This window comes from Xanthomarina sp. GH4-25 (genome assembly GCF_045363175.1).
Lineage (GTDB): Bacteria > Bacteroidota > Bacteroidia > Flavobacteriales > Flavobacteriaceae > Xanthomarina.
On sequence record NZ_JBJFLO010000004.1, the window covers coordinates 66,707 to 90,792 of the forward strand.

General features: G+C 31.9%; 25 protein-coding genes. 10 read left to right on the top strand and 15 right to left on the bottom strand.

Annotation, left to right across the window (positions count from 1 at the left end; genetic code table 11):
• Positions 1 to 97 precede the first annotated feature (97 nt).
• Positions 98 to 1,441, bottom strand: a complete 1,344-nt coding sequence (gene gdhA, locus ACI5KZ_RS06660; RefSeq protein WP_109308207.1) for an NADP-specific glutamate dehydrogenase — start codon at positions 1,439 to 1,441, stop codon at positions 98 to 100.
• A 238-nt stretch (positions 1,442 to 1,679) separates the two neighbouring features.
• On the opposite strand from gdhA, the gene ACI5KZ_RS06665 reads away from it, so the two are divergent.
• Positions 1,680 to 2,504, top strand: a complete 825-nt coding sequence (locus tag ACI5KZ_RS06665) for a THC0290_0291 family protein (RefSeq protein WP_406847273.1) — start codon at positions 1,680 to 1,682, stop codon at positions 2,502 to 2,504.
• Between the two features lie 60 nt (positions 2,505 to 2,564).
• Here the strand turns inward: ACI5KZ_RS06665 and ACI5KZ_RS06670 are convergent, their stop codons facing one another.
• Complete coding sequence (locus tag ACI5KZ_RS06670; RefSeq protein WP_406847375.1) at positions 2,565 to 3,722, bottom strand: cystathionine gamma-synthase; 1,158 nt, start codon at positions 3,720 to 3,722, stop codon at positions 2,565 to 2,567.
• Between the two features lie 71 nt (positions 3,723 to 3,793).
• Here ACI5KZ_RS06670 and ACI5KZ_RS06675 point away from each other — a divergent pair, with 71 nt between their 5' ends.
• Positions 3,794 to 4,510 (top strand): DUF3298 and DUF4163 domain-containing protein, encoded by a 717-nt coding sequence (locus ACI5KZ_RS06675; protein WP_406847274.1) that lies wholly within the window; start codon positions 3,794 to 3,796, stop codon positions 4,508 to 4,510.
• On the opposite strand, the gene ACI5KZ_RS06680 is transcribed toward ACI5KZ_RS06675, so the two are convergent.
• A complete protein-coding gene (locus ACI5KZ_RS06680; protein WP_109308211.1) occupies positions 4,505 to 4,960 on the bottom strand; it encodes a DinB family protein in 456 nt (151 codons plus the stop codon). The genes ACI5KZ_RS06675 and ACI5KZ_RS06680 overlap by 6 nt on opposite strands.
• A 106-nt stretch (positions 4,961 to 5,066) precedes the next feature.
• Here ACI5KZ_RS06680 and ACI5KZ_RS06685 point away from each other — a divergent pair, with 106 nt between their 5' ends.
• Positions 5,067 to 5,420, top strand: coding sequence for an arsenate reductase family protein (locus ACI5KZ_RS06685; RefSeq protein WP_109308212.1), 354 nt, complete (start codon positions 5,067 to 5,069; stop codon positions 5,418 to 5,420).
• On the top strand, positions 5,413 to 6,309 hold the full coding sequence (locus ACI5KZ_RS06690; protein ID WP_109308213.1) for a DMT family transporter: 897 nt from the start codon (positions 5,413 to 5,415) through the stop codon (positions 6,307 to 6,309). The genes ACI5KZ_RS06685 and ACI5KZ_RS06690 overlap by 8 nt, the downstream gene beginning before the upstream one ends.
• On the opposite strand, the gene ACI5KZ_RS06695 is transcribed toward ACI5KZ_RS06690, so the two are convergent.
• Positions 6,298 to 6,777 carry a thioesterase family protein gene (locus ACI5KZ_RS06695; protein WP_109308214.1) on the bottom strand — a complete coding sequence of 160 codons (480 nt, stop codon included), beginning with the start codon at positions 6,775 to 6,777 and terminating at the stop codon, positions 6,298 to 6,300. The genes ACI5KZ_RS06690 and ACI5KZ_RS06695 overlap by 12 nt on opposite strands.
• A 111-nt stretch (positions 6,778 to 6,888) precedes the next feature.
• Between ACI5KZ_RS06695 and ACI5KZ_RS06700 the strand changes: the two genes are divergently transcribed.
• From ACI5KZ_RS06700 to nadD, 3 genes are all read left to right on the top strand, one after another.
• Complete coding sequence (locus tag ACI5KZ_RS06700) at positions 6,889 to 7,746, top strand: YicC/YloC family endoribonuclease (RefSeq protein WP_109308215.1); 858 nt, start codon at positions 6,889 to 6,891, stop codon at positions 7,744 to 7,746.
• A gap of 61 nt (positions 7,747 to 7,807) precedes the next feature.
• Complete coding sequence (gene gmk, locus ACI5KZ_RS06705; protein WP_109308216.1) at positions 7,808 to 8,401, top strand: guanylate kinase; 594 nt, start codon at positions 7,808 to 7,810, stop codon at positions 8,399 to 8,401.
• Between the two features lie 3 nt (positions 8,402 to 8,404).
• Positions 8,405 to 8,983: a nicotinate (nicotinamide) nucleotide adenylyltransferase gene (gene nadD, locus ACI5KZ_RS06710; protein ID WP_406847275.1), complete on the top strand. Its 579-nt coding sequence runs from the start codon at positions 8,405 to 8,407 to the stop codon at positions 8,981 to 8,983.
• A gap of 51 nt (positions 8,984 to 9,034) precedes the next feature.
• Here the strand turns inward: nadD and lysM are convergent, their stop codons facing one another.
• A complete protein-coding gene (lysM, locus tag ACI5KZ_RS06715) occupies positions 9,035 to 9,532 on the bottom strand; it encodes a peptidoglycan-binding protein LysM (protein ID WP_109308220.1) in 498 nt (165 codons plus the stop codon).
• Positions 9,533 to 9,700: 168 nt separating this feature from the next.
• Positions 9,701 to 10,636, bottom strand: a complete 936-nt coding sequence (locus ACI5KZ_RS06720; protein ID WP_406847276.1) for a nicotinic acid mononucleotide adenyltransferase — start codon at positions 10,634 to 10,636, stop codon at positions 9,701 to 9,703.
• A gap of 131 nt (positions 10,637 to 10,767) precedes the next feature.
• Here ACI5KZ_RS06720 and ACI5KZ_RS06725 point away from each other — a divergent pair, with 131 nt between their 5' ends.
• Positions 10,768 to 11,769 (top strand): NAD(P)H-dependent glycerol-3-phosphate dehydrogenase, encoded by a 1,002-nt coding sequence (locus ACI5KZ_RS06725; protein ID WP_406847376.1) that lies wholly within the window; start codon positions 10,768 to 10,770, stop codon positions 11,767 to 11,769.
• A 286-nt stretch (positions 11,770 to 12,055) separates the two neighbouring features.
• A complete protein-coding gene (locus tag ACI5KZ_RS06730) occupies positions 12,056 to 12,280 on the top strand; it encodes a hypothetical protein (protein WP_109308222.1) in 225 nt (74 codons plus the stop codon).
• Between the two features lie 19 nt (positions 12,281 to 12,299).
• Here ACI5KZ_RS06730 and ACI5KZ_RS06735 read toward each other — a convergent pair whose 3' ends face one another.
• The 8 genes from ACI5KZ_RS06735 to ACI5KZ_RS06770 all read right to left on the bottom strand — a co-directional run bounded on the left by ACI5KZ_RS06735 (position 12,300) and on the right by ACI5KZ_RS06770 (position 21,127).
• Positions 12,300 to 12,695 carry a hypothetical protein gene (locus tag ACI5KZ_RS06735; protein WP_406847277.1) on the bottom strand — a complete coding sequence of 132 codons (396 nt, stop codon included), beginning with the start codon at positions 12,693 to 12,695 and terminating at the stop codon, positions 12,300 to 12,302.
• A gap of 10 nt (positions 12,696 to 12,705) precedes the next feature.
• Positions 12,706 to 13,293: a TetR/AcrR family transcriptional regulator gene (locus tag ACI5KZ_RS06740; RefSeq protein WP_109308224.1), complete on the bottom strand. Its 588-nt coding sequence runs from the start codon at positions 13,291 to 13,293 to the stop codon at positions 12,706 to 12,708.
• 27 nt (positions 13,294 to 13,320) lie between these two features.
• A complete protein-coding gene (locus ACI5KZ_RS06745) occupies positions 13,321 to 14,739 on the bottom strand; it encodes an efflux transporter outer membrane subunit (RefSeq protein WP_109308225.1) in 1,419 nt (472 codons plus the stop codon).
• 6 nt (positions 14,740 to 14,745) lie between these two features.
• On the bottom strand, positions 14,746 to 17,889 hold the full coding sequence (locus ACI5KZ_RS06750) for an efflux RND transporter permease subunit (RefSeq protein WP_406847278.1): 3,144 nt from the start codon (positions 17,887 to 17,889) through the stop codon (positions 14,746 to 14,748).
• A gap of 8 nt (positions 17,890 to 17,897) precedes the next feature.
• A complete protein-coding gene (locus tag ACI5KZ_RS06755; protein WP_165815781.1) occupies positions 17,898 to 19,016 on the bottom strand; it encodes an efflux RND transporter periplasmic adaptor subunit in 1,119 nt (372 codons plus the stop codon).
• A 1-nt stretch (position 19,017) separates the two neighbouring features.
• The gene (locus ACI5KZ_RS06760; RefSeq protein ID WP_109308227.1) at positions 19,018 to 19,527 is read right to left on the bottom strand and encodes a GbsR/MarR family transcriptional regulator; all 510 of its coding nucleotides are present in this window, start codon (positions 19,525 to 19,527) and stop codon (positions 19,018 to 19,020) included.
• Positions 19,528 to 19,675: 148 nt separating this feature from the next.
• The gene (gene pheS / locus ACI5KZ_RS06765; protein WP_109308228.1) at positions 19,676 to 20,695 is read right to left on the bottom strand and encodes a phenylalanine--tRNA ligase subunit alpha; all 1,020 of its coding nucleotides are present in this window, start codon (positions 20,693 to 20,695) and stop codon (positions 19,676 to 19,678) included.
• 75 nt (positions 20,696 to 20,770) lie between these two features.
• On the bottom strand, positions 20,771 to 21,127 hold the full coding sequence (locus ACI5KZ_RS06770) for a hypothetical protein (protein ID WP_109308229.1): 357 nt from the start codon (positions 21,125 to 21,127) through the stop codon (positions 20,771 to 20,773).
• Positions 21,128 to 21,323: 196 nt separating this feature from the next.
• On the opposite strand from ACI5KZ_RS06770, the gene ACI5KZ_RS06775 reads away from it, so the two are divergent.
• Complete coding sequence (locus ACI5KZ_RS06775) at positions 21,324 to 21,851, top strand: CvpA family protein (RefSeq protein WP_109308230.1); 528 nt, start codon at positions 21,324 to 21,326, stop codon at positions 21,849 to 21,851.
• On the opposite strand, the gene ACI5KZ_RS06780 is transcribed toward ACI5KZ_RS06775, so the two are convergent.
• Entirely contained in the window at positions 21,848 to 24,040 is a 2,193-nt protein-coding gene (locus ACI5KZ_RS06780) for a PepSY domain-containing protein (RefSeq protein WP_406847279.1), read from the bottom strand. The two genes, ACI5KZ_RS06775 and ACI5KZ_RS06780, sit on opposite strands and share 4 nt — an antisense overlap.
• Positions 24,041 to 24,086 lie beyond the last annotated feature (46 nt).

Here is a 24,086-nt window from a genome sequence, read left to right on the forward strand (position 1 = left end):
AATATATCTATATATAACGAGTTTTATAAATAAAACATATAATTTGAATAAAAAAAAGCCCCCAAAAGGAAGCTTTTTTAGTTTTCTACACAATAATTTATACTACGCCTTGACCTAACATTGCATCAGCTACTTTAACAAATCCTGCAATATTAGCCCCTTTTACATAATCTATATAGCCATCTTCTTGAGTTCCGTATGTAACACAAGATTCATGAATATTGTCCATTATTTGTTTTAATTTAGCGTCTACCTCATCACGAGTCCAATTGAGTCTTAGAGAATTCTGACTCATTTCTAAACCTGAAGTTGCAACTCCACCAGCATTAGCTGCTTTTCCTGGGGAGAACATTACTTTTGCCTCTTGAAAAGCAGTTATAGCATCTGGAGTCGTTGGCATGTTTGCTCCTTCTGCAACAACTTTTACATGGTTATTAATTAGTATTCTAGCTTCTTCATCATTTAATTCGTTTTGAGTTGCACATGGTAAAGCAATATCACAAGCTACACTCCATGGTCTTGAACCTTTGTGAAAGGTTGCTGAAGGATAGGTATTAACATATTCGCTTATTCTTCCCCTTTTAACGTTTTTAATATCTTGTACAACAGCTAATTTTTCTGCATCTATACCGTCAGCATCATGAATGTATCCAGAAGAATCCGATAGTGTCACCACTTTAGCACCAAGTTCTGTTGCTTTTTCACATGCATATTGAGCGACGTTTCCAGATCCAGAAATAACTACCGTTTTTCCATTGAAAGAGTCGTTTTTAGTAGCTAACATATTTTGAGCAAAATAGACACAACCATAGCCTGTTGCTTCTGGTCTAATTAAGGAACCTCCAAAAGAAATACCTTTTCCGGTTAAAACTCCAGTAAACTCATTCCTAAGTCTTTTATATTGTCCAAACATATAGCCAACTTCTCTTCCTCCAACTCCAATATCTCCGGCTGGTACATCCGTATTTGGGCCTATATGACGGAATAATTCTGTCATAAAAGATTGACAAAAACGCATAACCTCAACATCACTTTTTCCTTTAGGGTCAAAATCACTTCCACCTTTCCCACCACCCATAGGTAATGTTGTAAGCGAGTTCTTAAATACTTGCTCGAAACCTAAAAATTTTAAAATACTTAAATTAACAGATGGATGAAAACGTAAACCACCTTTATAAGGTCCAATAGCAGAATTAAACTCTACACGAAACCCTCTATTTACTTGTGTTTTTCCTTGATCGTCAACCCACGGAACCCTAAAAATAATTGTGCGTTCTGGTTCAACCATACGTTCTAACAACATTTTGTCTTGATATTTAGGATTTGCTTCAATAAATGGAATTACAGTTTCTGCGACTTCATGAACAGCTTGTAAAAATTCTGGTTCATGGCCATTCTTCTCTATTACAAGGTTTAAAAAGGCGTCTATTTTATTTTTCATTGAAATATATTTTAATAGTATTGAGCTATTTTATGAATTGAAAGACAAATATACATTAACTTTAAAAATTTATTATTATTTTTTTATTTTTCGCGATGTCTGTTGAATAATAAATTATTAGATTTAGCAGTTATATTAATAGAATTATCAAAAAAATGCATTTAATCGGTTTTTTTTGGTAGTTTGTCGAGTTTTTATATATTTGTTTAACGATATTCTCTAATTATCGAAAGATATTATGTTCAATTTGAAACAGTTATTCGTAATTACATTCCTACTTATTGGAAGTCAAATGGGTTTTTCTCAACTTGGATTTTCTCATGAGATTGGTGCTATAGTTGGACCAGTACAGTTCCGTTCTGATTATGGTCAAAGCCAAAACGAACAAACAAACTTTGGAAACACAGGAATTGGTATAGGTATAGTACATTATATAAACTTCGCCTATCGTGCAGATTGTAACTGCTATTCAACAGATACATATTTTAACGATCATTTTAAATTACGAAGTGAAATCTCTTGGAATAAAACGAAATTAGATCATCATGGAGAATGGGTTTCAGCAGATAAAACTAGTGCTAATGCTGATAAATTAAGGGCTCATACTGGTGAAGCACAGAATTTTGATATTGGTATGCAGATAGAATACTTTCCGTTAAGTATTCGCTCTTTTCAAGCTTTTTCTTACCGTTTTGCACCTTTTGTTAGTTTAGGAGTTCATTATACAGCATACAACCCTAAGTCTGAATCAACTTATGGAAATGTATTAAATGAGAATAATATTTATTCTTATTGGTATGCAGATGAAACTTATTTACCAGCAGTACCTCTTGGCGAACAAAGAGAATACCCAATTAACTTAGATTCTGGAAGCACATGGTCTGTTGTTGCCAGTGTTGGTGTAAGATATAAATTAACTGCTTTATCAGATCTCATGTTAGACTTAAGATGGCAATATTTTGGAAACGATTGGATAGATGGATTTAATCATCAACTTGATTCTAATAAAAACAACGACTGGTTACTTTGGTTAAATTTTGGATATATTTATTATCTAGATTAATATTTTAAAACAAAAACATATAAAAAAAACCAAGACCTATTCTTGGTTTTTTTTATGTACTTAATTGATGGCTTGATTTAAATCTTCAATTAAATCTTCTTTATCTTCTATTCCAACACTTAATCTAATTAGTGAATCCAAGAGACCTGTTTTTTCTCGTTCTTCTTTTGGAATACTCGCATGCGTCATGCTTGCTGGATGACCAGCTAAAGATTCAACTCCTCCTAAAGATTCGGCAAGGGTAAAGACTTTTAACCTTTCAACTATTTTTATTGCTTCTTTATAATTATTCCCTTTGGTAGTAAATGAAACCATACCTCCAAAATCTGCCATTTGTTCTTTGGCTATTTTGTGATTCGGATGATTTTCTAAACCAGGCCAAAAAACGTTTTCTATTTTAGGGTGTTTTGACAGGTATTGGGCAACTGCTTTTGCATTTTCGCAATGACGCTGCATTCTAACATGAAGTGTTTTAATACCTCTTAATACTAAAAAACTATCTTGTGGCCCACAAATAGCTCCACTTGCATTTTGAATAAAGTATAATTTATCTGCAAGCTCTCTATCTTTTACAATTAAAGCTCCCATAACTACATCGCTATGTCCACCAAGATATTTTGTTGCAGAATGCATTACAATATCTGCACCTAAATCTAATGGTAGTTGTAGATAAGGAGTGGCAAACGTATTGTCTACTGCTAAAAGTAATTGGTGTTTTTTTGAAATCTTTGCACAGGCTTTAATATCAATAACATTCAATAAAGGATTTGTTGGTGTTTCAACCCAAATAAGTTTGGTGTTTTTATTAATATAAGTTTCAATATTTTCAGCATCTTTCATACTAATAAAATGAAACTTAATACCAAATTTCTTATAAATAGAGGTGAATAGCCTATAAGACCCACCATATAAATCGTTAGTAGATATAACTTCATCACCAGGTTCTAAAAGTTTTAAAACGGCATCTATGGCAGCTAATCCCGAACCAAAAGCTAATCCATGTGTACCATTTTCTATGCTTGCAAAGGCATTTTCTAAAGCGTTTCTTGTTGGATTATTTGTTCTTGAATATTCATAGCCTTTATGTCCTCCAGGTGTAGATTGTGCGTAAGTTGTAGTCTGATAAATAGGAGGCATAACAGCTCCATAAGCTGGGTCGAGTTTTTGACCTCCATGAATTGTTTTGGTGTTGAATTTCATATGCTTAATTTTTTGAATAAAGTTACAGTTTAATTCGGGCTATTCAAATGCAATAATTATCTTTAACATGAACTTAATTCAAAAGCTTCATGCGATTTAAATTTTTAGCTTACATATTAATCATTTCTTTATTCTCGCAAACGTGTCAGGAAGAAAAACCTCTTGAATTTAAAGAAAGAAATATAACAACAGAAACAAACAACATTGTTGAAATTAATATTCCTGAAGCCTTTGGCAACGAAGAAGCTTCAAGGATTATCAATAATAGAATAAATCAAACCATTAAATCTTCTCTAAATTCTAATACCGAAACCGACCCTTCCTCATTAACGGTATCTGAAGCTATTGACTATTTAAATAACGAATATCTTAGATTTAAAGCAGATTTCCCTGAAAGCGCTATGGAATGGGATGCACAGATTGATGGTGAAGTCATGTATCAATCTGATGAAATTGTTTCCATAGCCATTACCTCTTACATGAATACTGGAGGTGCTCATGGAAGCCTAAATATTTCTTTTTTAAATTTTAATGCTTATACTGGAAAACCTTTGAAAAACGAAGAATTATTTCAAGACTATTTAAGTTTTACAGAAATTGCTAAAGATTATTATATTGAAGAAATAGCAGATAAAAAAGAATTGTATTTTGAACCAGATAATTTTAAATTACCTGAAAATATAGGCTTTAACGATGAAGGAGTTATTTTACTTTACAACACCTACGAAATTGCGCCATACGCTTCTGGAATAACAGAAATAAACATTCCTTGGGAGGTTTTACAAAGTTCATTAAACTTTTTATAAAGATTTTTTTAAAGCTAAAATATATCCTAAATGAATCCCTTCATGGAAGTTATTAAAGTCAATTGCTTCATCAACATTTGTTAAAGTGCTTTTTGTAGTTACAGTATATTCGTTATAAGATTGAAAGACGTTGTTGTTATAATCTTCTTTAGTTTTTTCAATAGTAGAAAACAACAAGCCTTTAATCAAATCTACTTCAGCATAAGTAACATCTCTTTCTGGCTTGGTTCCTTTTCGGTACATATCGACAATCTCTTGAGATAAAAGCATGGGAACTCCAGATAAATTATAAACCAATAATTGTTGTGTTACTATTGTATGTGCAATGTTCCAAATAATGTTATTACTAAAGCCTTTTGGCACTTTATTAAGCTCTTCTAAAGTGAAAGATTCTAAAAACGATTTTAATAAAGTTCGGTTTTTTATGGTTATATCGAAAGCCCAATCCATGATTTTAAATTTTATTTAAAAGTAATTATTTTTCAATAAAAATGGGCGTTCTTTGTATAAAGAAATGAAGTATTAAATAAATACGACTTACTTAATCGAGTCTTTGATGAAAAAAGTATATTACTTAAAAACCTGTAATACCTGTTTGCGTATTTTAAAAGAGATTAATCTGCCTTCAGATTTTATTTTACAAGACATTAAAACTGAAGAGATAACTGTTAAACAACTAGAAGAAATGAAGCAGTTAGCAGGATCTTATGAAGCGCTTTTTAGTAAACGTGCAAAACTCTATAAAGAAATGGATTTAAAAAACCAATCTTTAAAAGAAGCAGATTACAAACAATATATTTTGGAGCATTATACGTTTTTAAGCAGACCAGTAATTATTTTCAACAATCACATATTCGTAGGAAATTCTAAAAAAACGACTCAATTAGCCAATCAAACAATTCATGGATAAAACCCGAATTTTTGCCTTGATTGGTGTGTTTTTAGTTCAAGTAATTTACGGGTTTACTTTTACATTTGCTAACGATGTTATTGACGAAGGTTATATTAAACCATTCGGTTTTATTTTTATTCGAGTTCTTGGAGCTGCAATTCTATTCTGGGTCTTAAGCTTGTTTACTCCAAAGCAAAAAATTGCACCAAAAGATTTTATCATTTTATTTTTTGCATCCATATTTGGAATAGCCTTAAATATGCTTACTTTCTTTAAAGGTTTAGAACATACAACACCTATTCATGCTTCAGTTATTATGACCGTTGTACCAATTGTGGTACTTGTTTTATCAGCTTTTTTTTTAAAAGAAAGAATTACAGGTTTAAAAATTGTTGGTATCCTTCTTGGTTTTTCTGGCGCCATTGTTCTATCGGTTTATGGTAAATCGGCACAAGCCGGAGATAACATTTTACTTGGAAATTTATTGGTTTTTATAAACGCTGTGTCATATAGTATTTACTTAATAATCATTAAAAAATTAACTAATAAATACCACCCACTGGCCTTTATAAAGTGGTTGTTTTTATTTGGATTTCTATTAGTCTTACCTTTTGGATATGGAGAATTTTCAGAAGTTGTATGGTCTTCATTTACGCCTTATATTGTATTTGCTGTATTTTTTGTTGTGGTAGGAGCTACTTTTTTTACTTATCTATTAAATCCTATTGCTTTAAGGCATTTAAAGGCATCAACAGTAAGCACGTTTTTATATATTCAACCTGTAGTTGCAAGTATTTTTGCATTATTAATGGGAAGTGACACCATGAATATGATTAAAATAATTGCAGCTTCTTTAATATTTACAGGTGTTTATTTAGTTACAAAAAATGCCAAATTAACTCGTTAAATGAACCGGTTTTTTTCCAGAAACTCTAGTGTCCTCTTTTGTAAGTATTTTATAAGAATCTGTTTTAGGAAAGGTCTCTTGATGTGCTAACAACTCTTTTGGCAATCCAGTTAATTTTCTTGTAGAAAAGTCTATCCAAGCACCAAGCATTTCGCAATGTGCTATGTTTTCGCCTTTTTCATTATAAAAATTATGATCGAATTTAAAAAACTTACCATCTTCACTGGTACCAGAAACCTCAAGACTTACAGTTAATAGTTGACCTAAAAAAGCCTCCTTAAAATAATACATATGCTCATAAAAAACCACAGGGCTAATATTGAATGTTACTAAGGTTTTCATATCAAACCCTTTTTCAATAAAGAAAGTCATTCGCGTATGACTCATAAAATTTGTATAAGCACTATTGGCTAAATGTCTATTTGCATCCACATCACTCCATCTAATTTCAAACTGCTTGGTGTACATTTTTAATTATTTTAAGCGCAAAACTACACATTTTTTTATCTATGCATATTAAAATTAGTGTTTTCTAAGCCCTTATATTTAACTACCTTTGCAGAATAAGAATATAATTTTATGATACACTCAATGACAGGTTACGGTAAATCTGTTTTGCAATTACCAACCAAGAAAATAACGATTGAAATAAAATCGTTAAACAGCAAAAACCTAGATTTAAATGCAAGAATGCCTTCAATCTACAGGGAAAAGGAATTGAGTTTAAGAAAACTAATCGGCAAAGAATTAGAACGTGGAAAAATAGATTTTTCAATTTATGTTGAAATGACAGGTGAAGAAACGACCACTCAATTAAACAAAAGTGTTGTTAAGCAATACATGAAACAATTGAAAGAGGTTGTAGATGGCGATGACACAGAGCTTTTAAAAATGGCTGTTCGATTTCCAGACGCTTTAAATACCGAACGCGACGATATAGATGAAGATGAATGGGATGTTATTTTAAACGAAGTAAAAGTTGCTTTAAAAAACATTGATACCTATAGATTAGACGAAGGAAAAGCTTTAGAAACTGACTTTAAATATAGATTAAATAATATTGAAAATTTACTGGGTCAAGTTATAGCTATGGATCCAGAACGTATTGAAGGCGTTAGAGAGCGTTTGCGTAAAGGTGTTGAAGAGTTAAAAGAAAAGGTTGACGAAAATAGATTTGAGCAAGAGCTGATGTTTTATATTGAGAAATTCGATATAACTGAAGAAAAAGTACGTTTAAAAAATCATTTAGATTATTTCAATGCTGCCTTAAGTTCAGACGATTCTAATGGAAAAAAATTAGGCTTTATTGGTCAGGAAATGGGAAGAGAAATAAATACCATTGGTTCTAAAAGTAATTTTGCACCTATGCAAAAATTAGTCGTTCAAATGAAAGACGAACTAGAGAAAATAAAAGAACAATTACTAAATGTACTTTAGTTAATTATATTAAAAATGTTAGGTCGAAGAAGTTCGAAACCTATTTTCAAATTATAATTAAGTGACAAATACCAACTCAAATAACGGGAAGCTTATTGTATTTTCTGCACCATCAGGATCTGGAAAAACAACCATTGTAAAGCACCTATTAAGACAAGAAAAATTAAATTTAGAATTCTCTATTTCAGCAACTTCAAGAGAAAAACGAGGCGAAGAAATAGATGCTAAAGATTATTATTTTTTATCAGCTACAGAGTTTAAAAGCAAAATAAAAAACGATGAGTTTTTAGAATGGGAAGAAGTCTATCGCGATAATTTTTATGGCACTTTAAAAACCGAAGTAGAACGTATTTGGGCAAAAGGCAAACATGTTATTTTCGATATTGATGTGTCTGGAGGTTTGCGTATTAAAAGAAAATATCCAAACGAAACATTAGCCGTTTTTGTAAAACCACCAAGTATTGACGAACTTAAAATACGTTTAAAAAAGCGACAAACAGAAAGTGCAGATAAAATTAATATGCGTATTGCAAAAGCATCTGCTGAGCTTGCTACAGCACCATTATTTGATGTGATTATTGAAAACGATAATCTAGAAAAAGCCCTTAAAGAAGCCGAAACATTAGTTGGTAATTTTGTCGATGAGAAAAAATAAATTATGAAGATAGGTCTCTATTTTGGTTCTTTTAATCCTATTCATATTGGACATCTAGTTATTGCTAACCACATGGTAGAACACAGTAACTTAGATAAAGTTTGGTTTGTAGTAACACCACATAATCCGTTTAAAAAGAAAAGCTCCTTGCTTGATAATAACCAGCGTTTAGAGATGGTTTATCGAGCCACTAAAGATTATGATACATTAAATCCAAGTGATATAGAGTTTAATTTATCCCAACCAAATTATACGATAAATACCCTAGTTTATTTAGAAGAAAAATATCCAAATTACGAGTTTTGTCTTATTATGGGAGAAGACAATTTAAAGAGTTTCCATAAGTGGAAAAACTACGAACTTATTTTAGAAAATCACGATATTTATGTCTATCCACGTTTATCTGAAGGGAAGGTAGAAACACAGTTCGATGGACATAAAAAAATACATTCTGTTAAGGCGCCAATTATGGAACTGTCTTCAACTTTTATAAGAAATTCTATAAAAGAAGGTAAGAACGTCAAGCCCATGTTACCAGAACATGTATGGGACTATCTGGATGAAATGAATTTTTATAAATAAAAAAACGCCAACTGAAAAGTTGGCGTTTTTGTTTATATTAAATTTCGATATTTAATCTAATGCAGGAATACGTAATACTTGACCAGGATAAATTAAATCTGGATTTTTAAGCATAGGTTTATTCGCTTCAAAAATCACTGGATACTTCATCGCATTTCCATAGAAATTTTTAGCAATCTTCCCTAAAGTATCTCCACTTACAACGGTATGAAATTGCGCTTCTGGCTCTGGATTCTCAACCGTCATTTGGTCATCAACCGTTGCAATTCCGTTAGAATTTCCTATTACTAAAACTACTTTTTCTTTAGTCGCTTGATCGTAAGCTGCTCCAGAAACAGTTGCCTGATCGTCTGAAATATGAATGTTTAAGTTTTCAACTTCTAGTTGTAAATCGTTAATTGTTTCTTTTAAGTTATTAGCTGCTGCTGTTTCACGTTTAAGTTTTGCTGCTGCTGCATCTGCTGATTTCTCTGCAGCTTCTTCTGCTGTTGTTTTTCCTATTCCAAAAACTTTAGCTCCTGCATCTTTAATAAATGAAAATAATCCCATAATCTGTTGTTTTTAAGTGTTTTTTAATAATTATATAAAGTTCAATAAATTCTTTTTAAAATCCTATTTATTAGGCTATAAACCTGTTAAAAAAAGAAACTGTATGGTGTTTTTAATTACCAAACAGTTTCTTTACCAATTAACTAACTTAACTAACCAAATCTATATTTATATTCTAGAGCTTTCTCTAGTGTTTTCTTTTCTTTCGCTTTTAAATTTACGCATCTTAGGCGCTTTGGTTTTTTTCCCTTCAGCAGTTTTTAAGTACTGTATGTAGCCTCTACCAGAAAACTCGTAGGTGGTGCCAGAAGAGGTGTGAAACAATCTTACCAGAGCATCATTAACAACACTTAGTTCAAAAAATTCGCTTCCATAAGAATCGTAATTTAGGCTTAAGGTTTTTAAATACATGTTTCCTGGTATGTTATTTACACCATAAACACCTGTGTAATCCCAGTAAATATTATCTGGATTATTTATGCCAACATCTTGTGAGCTTCTAAATTCCGAATCGTTTCCACCAGCTAAGAATTGTAAATAATTCTCGTTATCAAATTCATTAATATCTCCTGCTGCGCTGGTATAAGTCTTTTCCCAAGCTTCATATTCCTGTAAGAAATAATGAATGTTGTCGTAAAAAATATAATCGTAATCAAAATTAGCACGTTGATAGCCTTTTAAAAAATAAGAGGTATTGTTATATGGATTGTATAATTCGATGGTATTGGTGTTTATTTGATACACATCAAATGTTTCAAAACCGTCAATAACATGATTGACATCTAAAATAGTATCATACGCATCGTAATTTCCAACAGGAATTCCAAATCCATTACCTTGACTACCAAAACCAACTAAATTATTGTTTGCAAATAAGGTCCCATTTCTAAACGAGATTGTAAAAGCCATTTGTAAAAATGGTGTTTCGCCATAACCAATAGTTTCATTAATGTCCACATACCATAACTCATAAGAGTTTAATAATTGATTTAATGAAATTGAAGGTTCTGGATTGTAATTGTCTATATAAACCTCATCTGTATAACAAGATGTAAAAAGTGTTGCAATTAGTGCAAATCCTAAAAGTAGTTTTAACGTTTTCATAAGCCTTCATTTTTGAGTTACTGTTTGTATGAATTCAAAACACGTGCCAAAAATTTAGAGGCTTTCATTTTAAACAACTTAAAAGAGTCAAATTTTATGTATTTTTGATGTTTGTAATTTTAAGAATAGATATGGAGAAGCCATTAAAATATGCTGTTTTTGGTTCAGGAAGTTGGGCAACTGCTATTGTAAAAATGTTGTGCGAAAATTTAGATGAAGTAGGTTGGTATATGCGAAGCGCGTACACCAAAGAGCATTTAATAAAGGAGCAACACAACCCAAGCTATTTAAGTTCTGTAGAATTTAAAATAGAGCAGCTAAAGTTAAGTAACGATATTAATGAGATAGCTACTTATGCCGATGTGTTGATTTTTGTTATTCCTTCTGCTTTTATGTATTCTGAATTAGAAAAACTAACCGTTAATGTTTTAAATAAAACCATAGTGTCTGCCGTAAAAGGGATTATTCCAGAGTCAGGTTTATTGGTTGGCGAGCATTTTCATGATATTTATAACATTCCGTTTGAAAATATTGCAGTAATTGCTGGACCTTGCCATGCCGAAGAAGTAGCGTTGGAGCGTTTATCTTACTTAACGATTTCTTGTGCAGATGCTAAAAAGGCACAACAAATAGCCGATAAATTATCGAGTAACTATATTAAAACAAAAATTAGCGACGACGTTATAGGAGTTGAATACGCCGTGATGCTAAAAAATATTTATGCCATCGCTGCTGGAATAGCTCATGGTTTGGGATATGGAGATAATTTCCAGAGTGTGTTAATGAGCAATGCCATTCGTGAAATGAAACGTTTTATAAAGAAAACCCATAAAATGAAACGCAACATTAATAACTCGGCTTATTTAGGCGATTTATTAGTAACTGGTTACTCTGTTTTTTCTAGAAACCGTATGTTTGGAAACATGATAGGAAAAGGCTACACCGTGAAGTCTGCACAAATGGAAATGAGCATGATTGCTGAAGGCTATTATGCCACCAAAAGCGCATTTTTAATTAATGAAAAAAATAAAAAGAAAACACGCCTGCCTATAATTAATGCTGTTTACGATATTTTATATCAAGGTAAAGACCCTAAAATAACTTTTAAAAAGTTGACGGATAAGTTGGATTAACCCACTTGACTTTATTATAAAAAATACAAACTTCGTTTACAGCTAATATAAAATATTAAAACGATTTCATATTATTACGTAAACGAAATTACAACAACAAAAGCCCTTTTTATTACTATTAAAATTCTAGACTGATTTGTTTGACTTTATAAAAAATATAAGACGAACATTGTTTTTACAAGCTGTTAGAGTCGTATATTTGATATATATAACAAGTGCTAAACTTGTTTAAAACACATCATAACGTTAGCAACCATTAAAAACAGATAAACTAAAAAATAGACAAATGGAAAAAAGCTGGATTATTGGTATAGCCATCTTAGTTTTTTTAGTAATCACTTTTCTTTATTGGAAGCTGACTCATGGTTATGCTGAAAAAGAATACGGCAAAAAGATGTGGAAACAATGGGGAACGAGAACCTATTATTGGACGGGAGCCATATTTATTAGTGGTGGACTTACCATTATAACCATGTTTCTTTTAAAATGGGGACAAATATTAACTTTTTAGAAGTTAATTAACTCTTTAACTACTTCACCAAAACTCCTTTTGCTTCCATTAATGGAATGTCTTGCAAAGCTTTTAAATTAATTGTGTTTTTTCTAAACAAGAAGGTTTTATCATACATGGTATTTCCTTCAAAAAAAGTCACTTTAAACGTGTTGTTTAATGCAAATAAATCTTCTTGCATGAGCTCTATTTTTGCATAGCTCTTTTTAGGAAGCACATCGAGTTTTTTTCGAAATGTTGAGGTGGTCTTTTCTTCAGAATAGCCACTGGTTACAATAAGTACCATCTCTAAATCAACATCCTTATTGTTAATAATATAGGCATTCCAATCTTGGGTTTTATAGATGTCGTTGTATTCGTTTACAACGGCTACATAAACGTTTTCTACTTTTGGAATGATGATGTCTTTTTTCATAGGTTGTTATTTAAAAATACAGATTGCAATAGTCTTTCTTTGTAATGCCTCGCAAACTATAAACTATAAAGTGATTTAACAATTCTTTGTTGGAATGTATATCAAAAAGATTATTGCTTTTAAAGGCTATTTCTTCAAAACGCTTAAAATATATATCGCAAAACAGATCTAGATTGACTTCGTCTAAAAGCAGACCGTTTTTTTGAGCTATTACCAAAAGGTTATAAACCCTAACTTTTACAAAATTGTCTCGAAAGTCATCAAATACTTTATTGGATGCAGGATAATATTTTTTCAATCCAAAAATAAAAGAGGGTTTAAAATATTTTAAACGGTCAAAAGCTCTATCATACATTAAAATAATGCTGGTAATAGGGTCTTTTTCATCTTGTAACAATTGCTCTAAAGTTTGGTTGTACTCATCAATTATATACTGAATACAAGAAGTTACCAAATCTTCTTTGCTCAAAAAGTGTTTGTAAAGTGTTTTTTTAGAAATACCCAACAAAGCAGCAAGCTCGTCCATAGTGAACCGCTTACTGCCAAATTGTGTAAATTTCTCGGCTGCGAACGCAATTATTTGTTCTTTGCCAATCATAAAACTAACTTAACTAACACTATCTTTTTATTTCCAACCTCCACCAAGGGCTTTGTATAAATTAACTACAGAAAGCAATTGTTCTAATTTGGTATCAATACTGTTTAATTCGGCAGCTAATTCATTTTGTCTCACGGTTAGTAAATCTAAATAGGTTGCATAACCATTATTTAATAATTCTTCAGAGTTAGCTTCAGCACGTCTTAAAGCTTCTACTTCATTTCTTCTGTAAATAAATTTTTCTGTTTCGGCATCATAAGTATAAAGTGCTTCCGAAACTTCTTTTCCAGCTTCTAACAAGGTTCTTTTAAAGCTTAAAAGTGCTTGTTCTTGTTGAGCTTGAGAGACTTCGTGTTGTGTTCTTACTTTTCTTTGATTAAAAATAGGCTGTGTTAAACCACCAACTAAATTAGCAAATAAAGAGTTGGCATTAAACCAATTTTGAAACTCCAAACTTTGAAAACCTCCAGATGCACTTAAGGTTAAAGATGGATAGAAATTTGTTAAAGCTACGTTTGTTAATTCAAACGATTGAATAAAATCGTATTCAGCAGCCATAACATCTGGTCTGTTTCTTAATAACAAATATGGCACACCAAGTTTCATGTCTGTAGTAATTTCTTGGGTTTCTAAAACACCTCTTTCGTAATTTTGAGGCTGCTTTGCCAATAAAATACTAAGTGTGTTTTCTGCTCTAAAAATCTCTCTTTCAATATCTATTTGAATGGCTCTTGCATTATTGTATTGCGCAATATTTTGATCTACTGCAACCTGTGTTTCCTGTCCAGCATCTTTAAGTGCTTGAATAGTAGTGACACTGTTTTCTCTAGTTTCAACCGTTTGTTTTGTTATTTTTAATTGCGCATCTAAGGCTAACAATCTGTAATAAGTTGTTGCAATACTTTCAATAAGTTTGGTTTTAACAGCTTGATGTGCAGCCACACTTTTTAAGTAACTAGCTTGAAATGCTCTTTTATTACTTCGTATTTTACCCCAAATATCTGCTTCCCAAGAGAGATTGGCTACCATTTCATACTGCTCTAAAGAACCACTAAAGAAACTCCCAAACTGACTGTTTTTAGACAATTCTTGATGCGTAACCGTCGCTCCACCATTTAATGTTGGTAAATAACCAGCATTACCCTGTTTCATATAAGCTTCACCAGCAATAATTTGTTGTAAAGCTATTCTAATATCAATATTGTTTTCTAAGCCTTCTTCAATATATTGCACTAAATAAGGATCTGTAAAAACTTCTTTCCAGGACACATCAGCCATAGACAAACTATCTGTTGGCAAATTATCTGTTCTGTAAAGGTTTTCGGTTTCATCTTCTAAATCTGGTCGTTCATAATTTTTTGAAACAATACAACTTTGTAAGGTAAACAACGTAAATACAAGAATACCTCCTCTAAAAAATAAACGTTTATTTAAAACTGTTTTCATAATAATTTATTCTTGATTTTTCTGATTAACGGCTTCTGGAACTCCTGTTACTTTTTCTTGTAACCATTGAAAAACTACAAATAAAACAGGAATAACAAACACACCAATAATGGTTCCAATTAGTAAACCACCAACAGCACCTGTTCCAATGGAATTGTTTCCAGCTGCACCAACACCTCTAGCAATTACTAATGGAGTTAATCCTAAAATAAAGGCAAAAGAAGTCATTAAAATAGGTCTTAAACGTACTTTGGCACCATCGATAGCAGCTTCTACTAAGGACAAGCCATGATGTCGTCTTTGAACGGCAAACTCTACAATTAATATGGCATTCTTAGCCAAAAGACCAATAAGCATAATTAAAGCAATTTGGAAATAAATATTATTTTCCAAACCTGTAAAATAGGTTGTAGCATAAGCACCAGCAACACCAATAGGTAATGAGAAAATAATAGAAAGTGGTAATAGGTAACTTTCGTATTGTGCAGAAAGTAAGAAATACACAAACAGGATACTAATTAAAAATATAATGGTTGATTGTCCTGCTGAAGCAATTTCTTCACGAGTAATTCCTGAATAAGCTACTTGATAGCCTTCTGGTAAACTTGTTTCTGCCAACTCATTAATTGTTTTAATAGCATCTCCAGAACTAAATCCAGGTGTTGCCGCACCATTTACAGTAACCGCATTAAATAAGTTGAATCTGTTTACGGTTTGTGGTCCATATACACGATTGAAAGAAACGTATTGTGAAATAGGCGTCATCTCGCCACTTGGTGTTTTAACCATCATGCTGTTTAAGCTAGCCTCGTCTGTTCTATCTTCTGGTAAGGTTTGAATAAACACACGGAATTGTTTACCAAAACGGCTAAAATCGGCTACATAATTTCCACCAATATACCCTTGTAATGCTGATAAAATAGCGCTTGTTGAAACCCCAGCTTCTTTAGCTCTTTCCACATTGATATTTAATTCCAATTGTGGGAAATTGGTGCTAAAGGAATTAGAAGCATAAGCAATCTCGGGTTGTTGATTTAATAGTCTTACAAAATCGGTTGCTGTGGCATCTAACTCTGTTAAAGGTCTGGCGCTTCTATCTAATAAACGCATTTCAAAACCATCTGCACTACCAAAACCTGGTACACTTGGAGGTGTGAAAAAGATAATATTCGCATCAGGAATCATGGCAGCTTTTTGAAATAATTGTCCAATAATACCGTTAACAGATTCTGCTTCAGTATCCCTTTCGTCCCAAGAATCAAGTATAATAAAGCCCATTGCGTTAGAGCTTCCTTCTCCAGAGAAAAAGTTTCTACCACTAATAAATGAAGCCCCTTGAATCCCTTCAATGTCTTTAATCATCTCGTATAAGTTATTATTAACTTGATACGAACGATCTTGTGAAGCACCGGGAGGTAATTCGGCATTCATAAAAATAACACCTCTATCTTCTGAAGGTACAAATCCTGTAGGAATGACTTTATTGGCTGCAATAATTCCAAAAACGCTTACACCTAAAATAGCAAGCGTAACCCATTTATGTTTTATTAAAAAACCTAAAGATTTTGTGTACTTTTCTGTAGTTGCATTAAACGCTGTGTTAAACGCTGCATAGAAACGTTGTAATAACGATTTCTTTTTATGTTCATGCTCGTTATGTGGTTTTAAGAAAATAGCACATAATGCTGGTGTTAAGGTTAAAGCGTTTAAGGCTGAAATAAAAATGGCAATCATTAAAGTGACTCCAAACTGCTCGTAAAACACACCTGAAGGTCCTTTGATAAATGTAATAGGGATAAACACTGCCATCATAACCAAAGTAATAGACACAATGGCTCCACTAATTTCACTCATGGCCGAAATTGATGCTTTTTTGGCATCTTTATAACCTCCTTCCAATTTGGCATGCACGGCTTCTACCACTACAATAGCATCATCGACCACAATACCAATGGCGAGAATTAATGCGAATAGCGTTAATAAGTTGATAGAGTAGCCTAGCACATTTAAGAAAAAGAAGGTACCAATAATGGATACTGGAACTGCAATAGCAGGAATAAGCGTAGATTTAAAATCTTGTAAAAAGATAAAGACTACAATAAAAACCAGTAAAAAAGCTTCTAATAAGGTATGTAATACTTTTTCTATGGAAGCTGTTAAGAATTTATTGGTATCATAATTTACCAAATAATCTACACCTTCTGGGAAATCTTTTTTAAGTTCATCTAATTTGGTATAGATGTTTTCAATAATTTCTTGTGCATTAGAACCTGGTGTTTGAAAGACTCCAAAGTTAACAGCTGGATTTCCTTTCGTTCTGGAAACCGATGAATATGAAAAGGCATCTAACTCGACTGTTGCAACATCTTTAACACGTAAAAATTGTCCATCACCAAGCGCTTTTATTACGATATCTTCATAATCTTTGGCTTCTTTATAACGACCTTTATATTTAATAACATATTCAAAAGCTTCTCCACTATTTTGACCTAAAGATCCGGCAGCTGCTTCTAAACTTTGTTCGTTTATAGCCTGTGTAACATCTCTTGGTTCAATTTTATATGCGGCCATTTTATCTGGATCTAACCACACACGCATGGAGTAATCTTTAGCACCAAAAACATTAACTGCACCAACACCATTGATACGTTGTAATTCTGGTTTGATGTTAATGTTTAAATAGTTTTGAATAAAAGTATCATCATATTCTGGGTTTGTGGAATAGATAGCTGCATATAATAAGGCAGAGTTTTGTTGTTTTTGAGTAACAACACCAGCACGAATAACTTCGGAGGGTAACAGCGCATTTGCTCTCGCGACTCTATTTTGTACGTTTACTGCTGCTATATCTGCATCATAACCTTGTTCAAAAAACACTTGAATGGAAGCACTCCCAGAATTACTTGCTGTTGAAGTAATATAAGTCATTCCTTCAACACCATTAATTTGTTCTTCTATAGGAACAATAACACTCTCCAAAATAGTTTCGGCATTAGCTCCAGGATACGAGGCGTTAACTTGTACTGTTGGTGGCGCAATATCTGGATATTGTGTCACTGGTAATTGTGTGAGACCTAATACACCTAAGATAACTATGATTATGGATATTACTGTAGATAATACAGGTCTTTCAATAAATTTTTGTAACATAATAAGGCTTATTTAAAAATAGTCTCGAAAGAATTTATAATACTATCCATTGATTTTTCAATAGGCTTAATTTTGCTTCCAGAACTTACTTTATTTAGTCCTTTTGCTAAAATAGTTTCACCAACTTCGATGCCTTTTTCAATAATGTATAAACGATTGGCATCTTTTAAAATCGTAATAGGTTTATCTATTAAAGAATCGCCTATAACTTTATAAACAAAGACTTTTCCTTGTCTTTCAAATGTTGACTCTGCAGGAATAACCATAACGTCTTCAAAAGTTCTAGGTACAAGTATAGTTCCGCTACTACCATTTCTAAGTAAACCTTTTTTATTATCAAATTTTGCTCTAAATGTGATGGTTCCAGTTTGGGTATTAATATCACCAGTTATGGTTTCAATTTTCCCAGAGTCTTCAAATAGTTCTCCGTTTGCAAGTCGTAATTTAACTTCTGGAAATTTTTCTATTTTTTCTTTGGCTGTTTCGCCTTTAGCTTCTTCCATAAAAGTGATAAACTCTTTCTCATTCATTGAAAAATAAGCGTAAACCTCATCAATTGAAGACACATTTGTTAACGGCTGTTGATCTTGAGCACTTACTAAAGCTCCCTTTCTATAATTAATAGAACCTACAACACCATCTACGGGACTTTTTATATTTGCATAATCAATATTAGCCGCTACACTGTTATATGCACTTTGAGCTTGAGCTAGTTTAGCATTTGCTGTTTCTAGTTGTACATTACTTATAATGTTTTTTTCTACTAAAGGTTTTAATTTATCTACCTCAACTTGAGCTGCGTTTACATTGGCTTTTGCAGCATTGGCATCCTGACTTAAAGATTGTGTTTCCAACCTAAATAAAGATTGTCCTTGCTTAACAACCTGCCCTTCTGTAACTAGTACTTCTTTAATATATCCAGATACTTTTGGACGTACTTGACTGTTTACTTTTCCTTCAATACTTGTTGGAAAATTTTTATGAGTTGTGACATCTTGTTTAACAACTTTTACAACAGGATAAGGTAAAATAGGTGCTGCTTTTTGCTCTTCTTGTTTATTTCCACAGCTAAATAGGAATATAATCATAGCACAAGAGGCTAAAATATTATAAGTGTTTTTTTTCATATTAAGGTTTCGTTTGTAGTTTCATAGCTGCCACTTTCTCTTTTAATTGAGTCATAGATGCCATAGCTAAATTTAAAAAATTTATATAGTTTTCGTGATAGGTTAAATCGAATTGTAAATCGTTTGTAGTAGTCTCTAAACTATTAATCTGAAGTTTGTAATCGGTCATTTCTTCATGTAGCTCTTTTTCCGATTCCCACTCTAATATCATGTGATCGATACTTTGCATTAACGTATCTGAATTTATCACAAAATATTTTTTACGATCTCCTGTTTTAGTGAAATATGTAATTTTATTTAAATCTTGTAAATGATTAAGATGTGTTGAAATAGTGCTTTTACTAGCACATAGAATGCTAACCATTTCTTCGAAAGTGGTCCCTTTTTTACCTGTAAGGATAATATAAGACAGAATACGAGCTGCCACAGGAGCTAACTGTTCCCTGTTTTCTAAGTGCACCCCAAGCTTTTCAACTAAGCTCATTTTCTGTTTGCAGATGTTTTCTTTCATTTTATTTAATCTGAATTCTATTTATTTTAATAGAATTTGTGCAAATATAAATATTTAGTTCGGTTTGAACCGAACTAAACGAAGTTAAAAGATTGTTAAATAAAAAAGCCGATGAAATTCATCGGCTTTTTTATTATAAAAGTACTTTTTATAAAGCAGATTTAAACTGCTCTAAGAAACGCACATCGTTTTCGCTTAGTAATCTAATATCGTTTATTTGATGTAATAACATAGCTATTCTATCTATTCCTACACCAAAAGCAAAGCCTGTATATTCTTTAGGATCAATTTTGCAGTTTTCTAATACGTTTGGATCTACCATTCCACAACCGCCTATTTCTAACCAACCTGTTCCTTTAGTAATCTTGTAATCGGATTCGGTTTCAAGTCCCCAATACACATCTATTTCTGCACTTGGTTCTGTAAATGGAAAATATGAAGGACGCAATCTTATTTTTGATTTCCCAAACATTTCAGTTGTGAAATACTGTAAGGTTTGTTTTAGGTCTGCAAAACTCACGTCTTTATCAATGTACAAACCTTCTACTTGATGGAAAAAACAATGAGAACGAGCAGAAATAGCTTCGTTTCGATAGACTCTTCCAGGAGAAATAGTTCTTATTGGTGGTTTGTTGTTTTCCATATAACGTACTTGTACCGAACTGGTATGTGTACGTAATAAAATATCTGGATTGGTTTGTATAAAAAACGTATCCTGCATATCTCTTGCCGGATGATATTCTGGTAAATTTAAGGCAGTAAAATTATGCCAATCGTCTTCAATTTCTGGACCTTCACTTACATTAAAACCTATACGAGAGAAGATATCAATGATTTGGTTTTTTACGATAGATATTGGATGTCTGGCACCAATTTCAATAGGCTCTCCTGGACGAGATAAATCGCCATAAACCCCTTTAACCTCCTCTTTACTTTCCAGTTCTTCCTTTAAGGAAGCAACTTTATCTTCTGCTGTTTTTTTAAGGGCATTAATAACCTGTCCAAATTCTTTTTTCTGGTCGTTAGCTACATTTTTAAACTCTTTAAAATAGTCGTTAAGGAGTCCTTTTTTCCCTAAATATTTAATTCGGAAAGCTTCAACGTCTTCTTTAGATTTTGCTTGGAAAACTTCGGCTTCAGCAATTAATTCTTTAATCTTATCTATCATGATATCTTTGAAAATGAGGGCAAATTTAGTGAATTATGATGAAAAGTAAATTCCTATTACACATAAAACCTGAGTTTAGTCAATATATTTAGTTTCCATAAAATAGCTTACAATAGCTTCTTTCATTAAAACGCTTTGCTCTCCTGCTTTTAAAGGTGGTAATTGTTCTTTAGTTGTATAATGTGGCCAACCTTCGTCGTCAAAAAAATCAAATTCATAATACCCATAAGGCTCTAAAAGTCTACAAATGGCTATATGCATGAGGTCTAATTTATGATCTTTCTTAAATTTTCTATCTAATTGACCCAATTCTTGAACACCTATCAAATAGATGATTGCATCTAAATCTAAGGTGTCTCCATCTGCAAATTGATTGGATAGTTTAATGACAACTTGTTCCCAACGTTGTTTTAATTGTTCGTCTCTAGACATATTCACTTCCTGTAAAAACAGGAGTATTTTGGTTTAACTTAAAATATATTGTGCAAAGTTAAGTTATATTTAAACAAATAAATAATTTCCCTAAAGGGTTAAATTCTTTATTTTAGTTCCCGAAACAAGTTTTTTAAAATACGTTTTAACGGAATTCTCGATAAGAATATTGAGAAATATTTTCTAATTACTATTTATGGGTGTTATTGATATTGTTTTATTAGGCTTTTTATTACTTGGTCTGGTACGTGGGTTTTTAAAAGGTTTTTTTGTTGAAGTTGCTTCATTAGTTGCTTTAATTGCTGGAATTTATGGAGCCATTCATTTTAGTTATTATGCTGCAGAATTTCTTATGGAGAAAGTTGATTGGGACGAAAAAACCATTAATGTTGCAGCTTTTTCCATCACTTTTGTAGTGATTGTTTTAGTTATTTCTTTGGCTGGAAAAGCATTAACTAAGCTGGCAGATTTTGCAGCATTAGGGATTTTAAATAAACTTTTAGGAGCTTTGTTTGGGGTTTTAAAAATAGCATTGATTTTAAGTGTGCTCCTTAATATCTTTGATAAATTGAATACAACCATTACATTTCTAGAAGAAGAACATACAGAAAATGCCATACTTTATGAACCTGTAAAATCTATTGTACCATTAATTTTCCCGTTTGTAATAAAGGCTGAAGAACATGAGTTAAAGAAAGAAACAGAAACACAAGGAGAAATCTAATAGCAATCCATTTTTAATTGTTGGTTGCTTTGGTAAAAACGTAATGGTTTGTTATTAAAGTTTGAGCAAATATGCTCTAAAACACTCAAGACACCTTTTTGCATGGCTAAAGATCCACAAACCATGATGACTCCTTTATTTTGAAGCGTTTCTGCTATAAATTGTGCATCTTTAAATAACATGTCCTGTACATAGTTTTTGTCTGCTTCTTGCGAATAGGCTAACTGTAATTTTTTTAATTTATTTTCTGAAACATACTCTTGAACTTGTTCTTTATAGAGATTAAAAGATTCTATTGTTCTTAAACCAAAATATAAATGGGTTTCTATATGCTTTTTGTTTTCATGTAACATGCCTAAAAACGGACCTATTCCAGTTCCATTAGCAACCATGATAACGCGAGAGGCTTTTTTAGGGAAATAAAACGAGCTGTTCTTAATAATTCTAGCTTTAAAATTTGTTTGTAACTTCAGGTTGTTCAAGAAGTTGGACCCCAAACCACGATCAAAATATTTTACACTTAGTTGAATATTTCCGTTAATTTTGCCAATAGAGTATAACCGTTCACGATAGTCTTTATTGGGGTAGACGGCTAGTAAATCTCCAGATTTAAAACGAAGGGTTTTTTTAGGTTTCAAGTTTATTAAAAATGTGTTATCTGGATTCTTAGCAACATCTGTTCTATTTATAACTTTTAATTTATTAGATAGTTTTGGTTTTACAACTAATGTTTCTTTTGGAATTTGTATTTGCAATCCTGCTTTTTTACTCCATTGTTGTACCCATTGATCAAAGGCTTCAACAGATTTGTCGTTAATAGTAAATGGCGCCAAAGTTTGTTTGAAATAATTGGTTAATGCTTGGTCCACATTAAAAGCAAACTGGCAAAAATCAGGATAAGATAACGACCCAAAACCTACAACCGAAAAAGAGATGTTTTGCGTTTGCGTATTTTCTTTAAGTAGCTTTAAAAATTTATTAGCATTAGTTGGGGCTTCACCTTGACCATAAGTAGCAGTAAGAACAATAATATGTTCTGCTGTTCTATAAGTAGAATAACTATTAAGCTCTGAAATAAAAACGGTTTCTCCAGCCTGAATGATCTGTTTGTATAAGCCATTCGCAAAAGGAATGGTGCTTCCGTTTTCTGAACCAACAAGAATAATATATTTTGCTTGATCTTTCTGGAATTTATTTTTGAGTTTTGTTTTTCTGCGTTTCAAGGTCATGGCAAAACCTGAGTAAATAAAAAATAGAATATTTACACTTGCAATGGCTAAAATAAGTGACCATAAAATACTGCCTTTTCCTGTATGAAGATTTAAACTTAAATTTGAGAAAAAACTGACTAAAGGATAATCGATTTCACTTAAAACGTCTCCTGTATATTGGTTTACAATTAGTTCTTTATCTTTTAATGCAATGGTGAAATAATCTTCAACATCTTCTGAAAAAGGGAATTCTACGGACTTAACTTGAGATAGTAGAATGTTTTTGAAAGCCACAAAATCTTTAGTGTTAATTTTTGGTGTTTCTTGTATGGTATTAAAATCTATAACATGAGATGTTTTGAATTCTGGTAGCAGATTAAATTTTTCTACCGATAAATAAACACCAGTTATTGTTATAATAATTATTGGAATTAAAGATAAGCGTCCAAGAACCACATGCCAATATTGATTGAAATTTTCATTGACAATTTTTGAAAATACTTTTTTAAAACTGCCTTGACGTTTAATAATTAATACAGAACCTGAAACTGCAATTAAGAATAATAACAGAGAAGATAGGCCAACAAAAAAACGTCCGACACCTTTTAAAAATAACGATCTGTGTAAATTGGTTGTAAATTGAAAAAACCTGGAAGGCTCTATTTTATTTCCAATAAAAGCCCCAGTTTTTGGATTAAAATAGCCATTTAAACTGTTCCCTTCGTTGGTAATTACTGAAGCAGATACAAACTGGTTGACATCGATATCTAAATGAATTATTTCCGGATAGTTTTCTTTTAATACGTGGATTGTTTCTGCTAAGGTTATGGTATTAAAATCGGCTGTTTTGTATGGTTGGATTTGTTCAGCAATAGGTTGAAATGCCAAAATAAATCCAGTTATAGATGCTAATAGAATAAAAACAAAAGAAGATACAGCCAATGCAAGATGACTGTATCTCCATATTGAAATGGTCATGTTTTATTAAATTTTATTCAGTACAAAACTAATACATCTTGCAGGT

What these genes read in the sequence shown, in the direction of transcription:
- gdhA (WP_109308207.1), bottom strand. Translation starts at nt 1,441, where the DNA reads ATGAAAAATAAAATAGACGCCTTTTTAAACCTTGTAATAGAGAAGAAT.
- ACI5KZ_RS06665 (WP_406847273.1), top strand. Translation starts at nt 1,680, where the DNA reads ATGTTCAATTTGAAACAGTTATTCGTAATTACATTCCTACTTATTGGA.
- ACI5KZ_RS06675 (WP_406847274.1), top strand. Translation starts at nt 3,794, where the DNA reads ATGCGATTTAAATTTTTAGCTTACATATTAATCATTTCTTTATTCTCG.
- ACI5KZ_RS06680 (WP_109308211.1), bottom strand. Translation starts at nt 4,960, where the DNA reads ATGGATTGGGCTTTCGATATAACCATAAAAAACCGAACTTTATTAAAA.
- ACI5KZ_RS06685 (WP_109308212.1), top strand. Translation starts at nt 5,067, where the DNA reads ATGAAAAAAGTATATTACTTAAAAACCTGTAATACCTGTTTGCGTATT.
- ACI5KZ_RS06690 (WP_109308213.1), top strand. Translation starts at nt 5,413, where the DNA reads ATGGATAAAACCCGAATTTTTGCCTTGATTGGTGTGTTTTTAGTTCAA.
- ACI5KZ_RS06695 (WP_109308214.1), bottom strand. Translation starts at nt 6,777, where the DNA reads ATGTACACCAAGCAGTTTGAAATTAGATGGAGTGATGTGGATGCAAAT.
- ACI5KZ_RS06700 (WP_109308215.1), top strand. Translation starts at nt 6,889, where the DNA reads ATGATACACTCAATGACAGGTTACGGTAAATCTGTTTTGCAATTACCA.
- nadD (WP_406847275.1), top strand. Translation starts at nt 8,405, where the DNA reads ATGAAGATAGGTCTCTATTTTGGTTCTTTTAATCCTATTCATATTGGA.
- lysM (WP_109308220.1), bottom strand. Translation starts at nt 9,532, where the DNA reads ATGGGATTATTTTCATTTATTAAAGATGCAGGAGCTAAAGTTTTTGGA.
- ACI5KZ_RS06720 (WP_406847276.1), bottom strand. Translation starts at nt 10,636, where the DNA reads ATGAAAACGTTAAAACTACTTTTAGGATTTGCACTAATTGCAACACTT.
- ACI5KZ_RS06725 (WP_406847376.1), top strand. Translation starts at nt 10,768, where the DNA reads ATGGAGAAGCCATTAAAATATGCTGTTTTTGGTTCAGGAAGTTGGGCA.
- ACI5KZ_RS06730 (WP_109308222.1), top strand. Translation starts at nt 12,056, where the DNA reads ATGGAAAAAAGCTGGATTATTGGTATAGCCATCTTAGTTTTTTTAGTA.
- ACI5KZ_RS06735 (WP_406847277.1), bottom strand. Translation starts at nt 12,695, where the DNA reads ATGAAAAAAGACATCATCATTCCAAAAGTAGAAAACGTTTATGTAGCC.
- ACI5KZ_RS06740 (WP_109308224.1), bottom strand. Translation starts at nt 13,293, where the DNA reads ATGATTGGCAAAGAACAAATAATTGCGTTCGCAGCCGAGAAATTTACA.
- ACI5KZ_RS06745 (WP_109308225.1), bottom strand. Translation starts at nt 14,739, where the DNA reads ATGAAAACAGTTTTAAATAAACGTTTATTTTTTAGAGGAGGTATTCTT.
- ACI5KZ_RS06750 (WP_406847278.1), bottom strand. Translation starts at nt 17,889, where the DNA reads ATGTTACAAAAATTTATTGAAAGACCTGTATTATCTACAGTAATATCC.
- ACI5KZ_RS06755 (WP_165815781.1), bottom strand. Translation starts at nt 19,016, where the DNA reads ATGAAAAAAAACACTTATAATATTTTAGCCTCTTGTGCTATGATTATA.
- ACI5KZ_RS06760 (WP_109308227.1), bottom strand. Translation starts at nt 19,527, where the DNA reads ATGAAAGAAAACATCTGCAAACAGAAAATGAGCTTAGTTGAAAAGCTT.
- pheS (WP_109308228.1), bottom strand. Translation starts at nt 20,695, where the DNA reads ATGATAGATAAGATTAAAGAATTAATTGCTGAAGCCGAAGTTTTCCAA.
- ACI5KZ_RS06770 (WP_109308229.1), bottom strand. Translation starts at nt 21,127, where the DNA reads ATGTCTAGAGACGAACAATTAAAACAACGTTGGGAACAAGTTGTCATT.
- ACI5KZ_RS06775 (WP_109308230.1), top strand. Translation starts at nt 21,324, where the DNA reads ATGGGTGTTATTGATATTGTTTTATTAGGCTTTTTATTACTTGGTCTG.
- ACI5KZ_RS06780 (WP_406847279.1), bottom strand. Translation starts at nt 24,040, where the DNA reads ATGACCATTTCAATATGGAGATACAGTCATCTTGCATTGGCTGTATCT.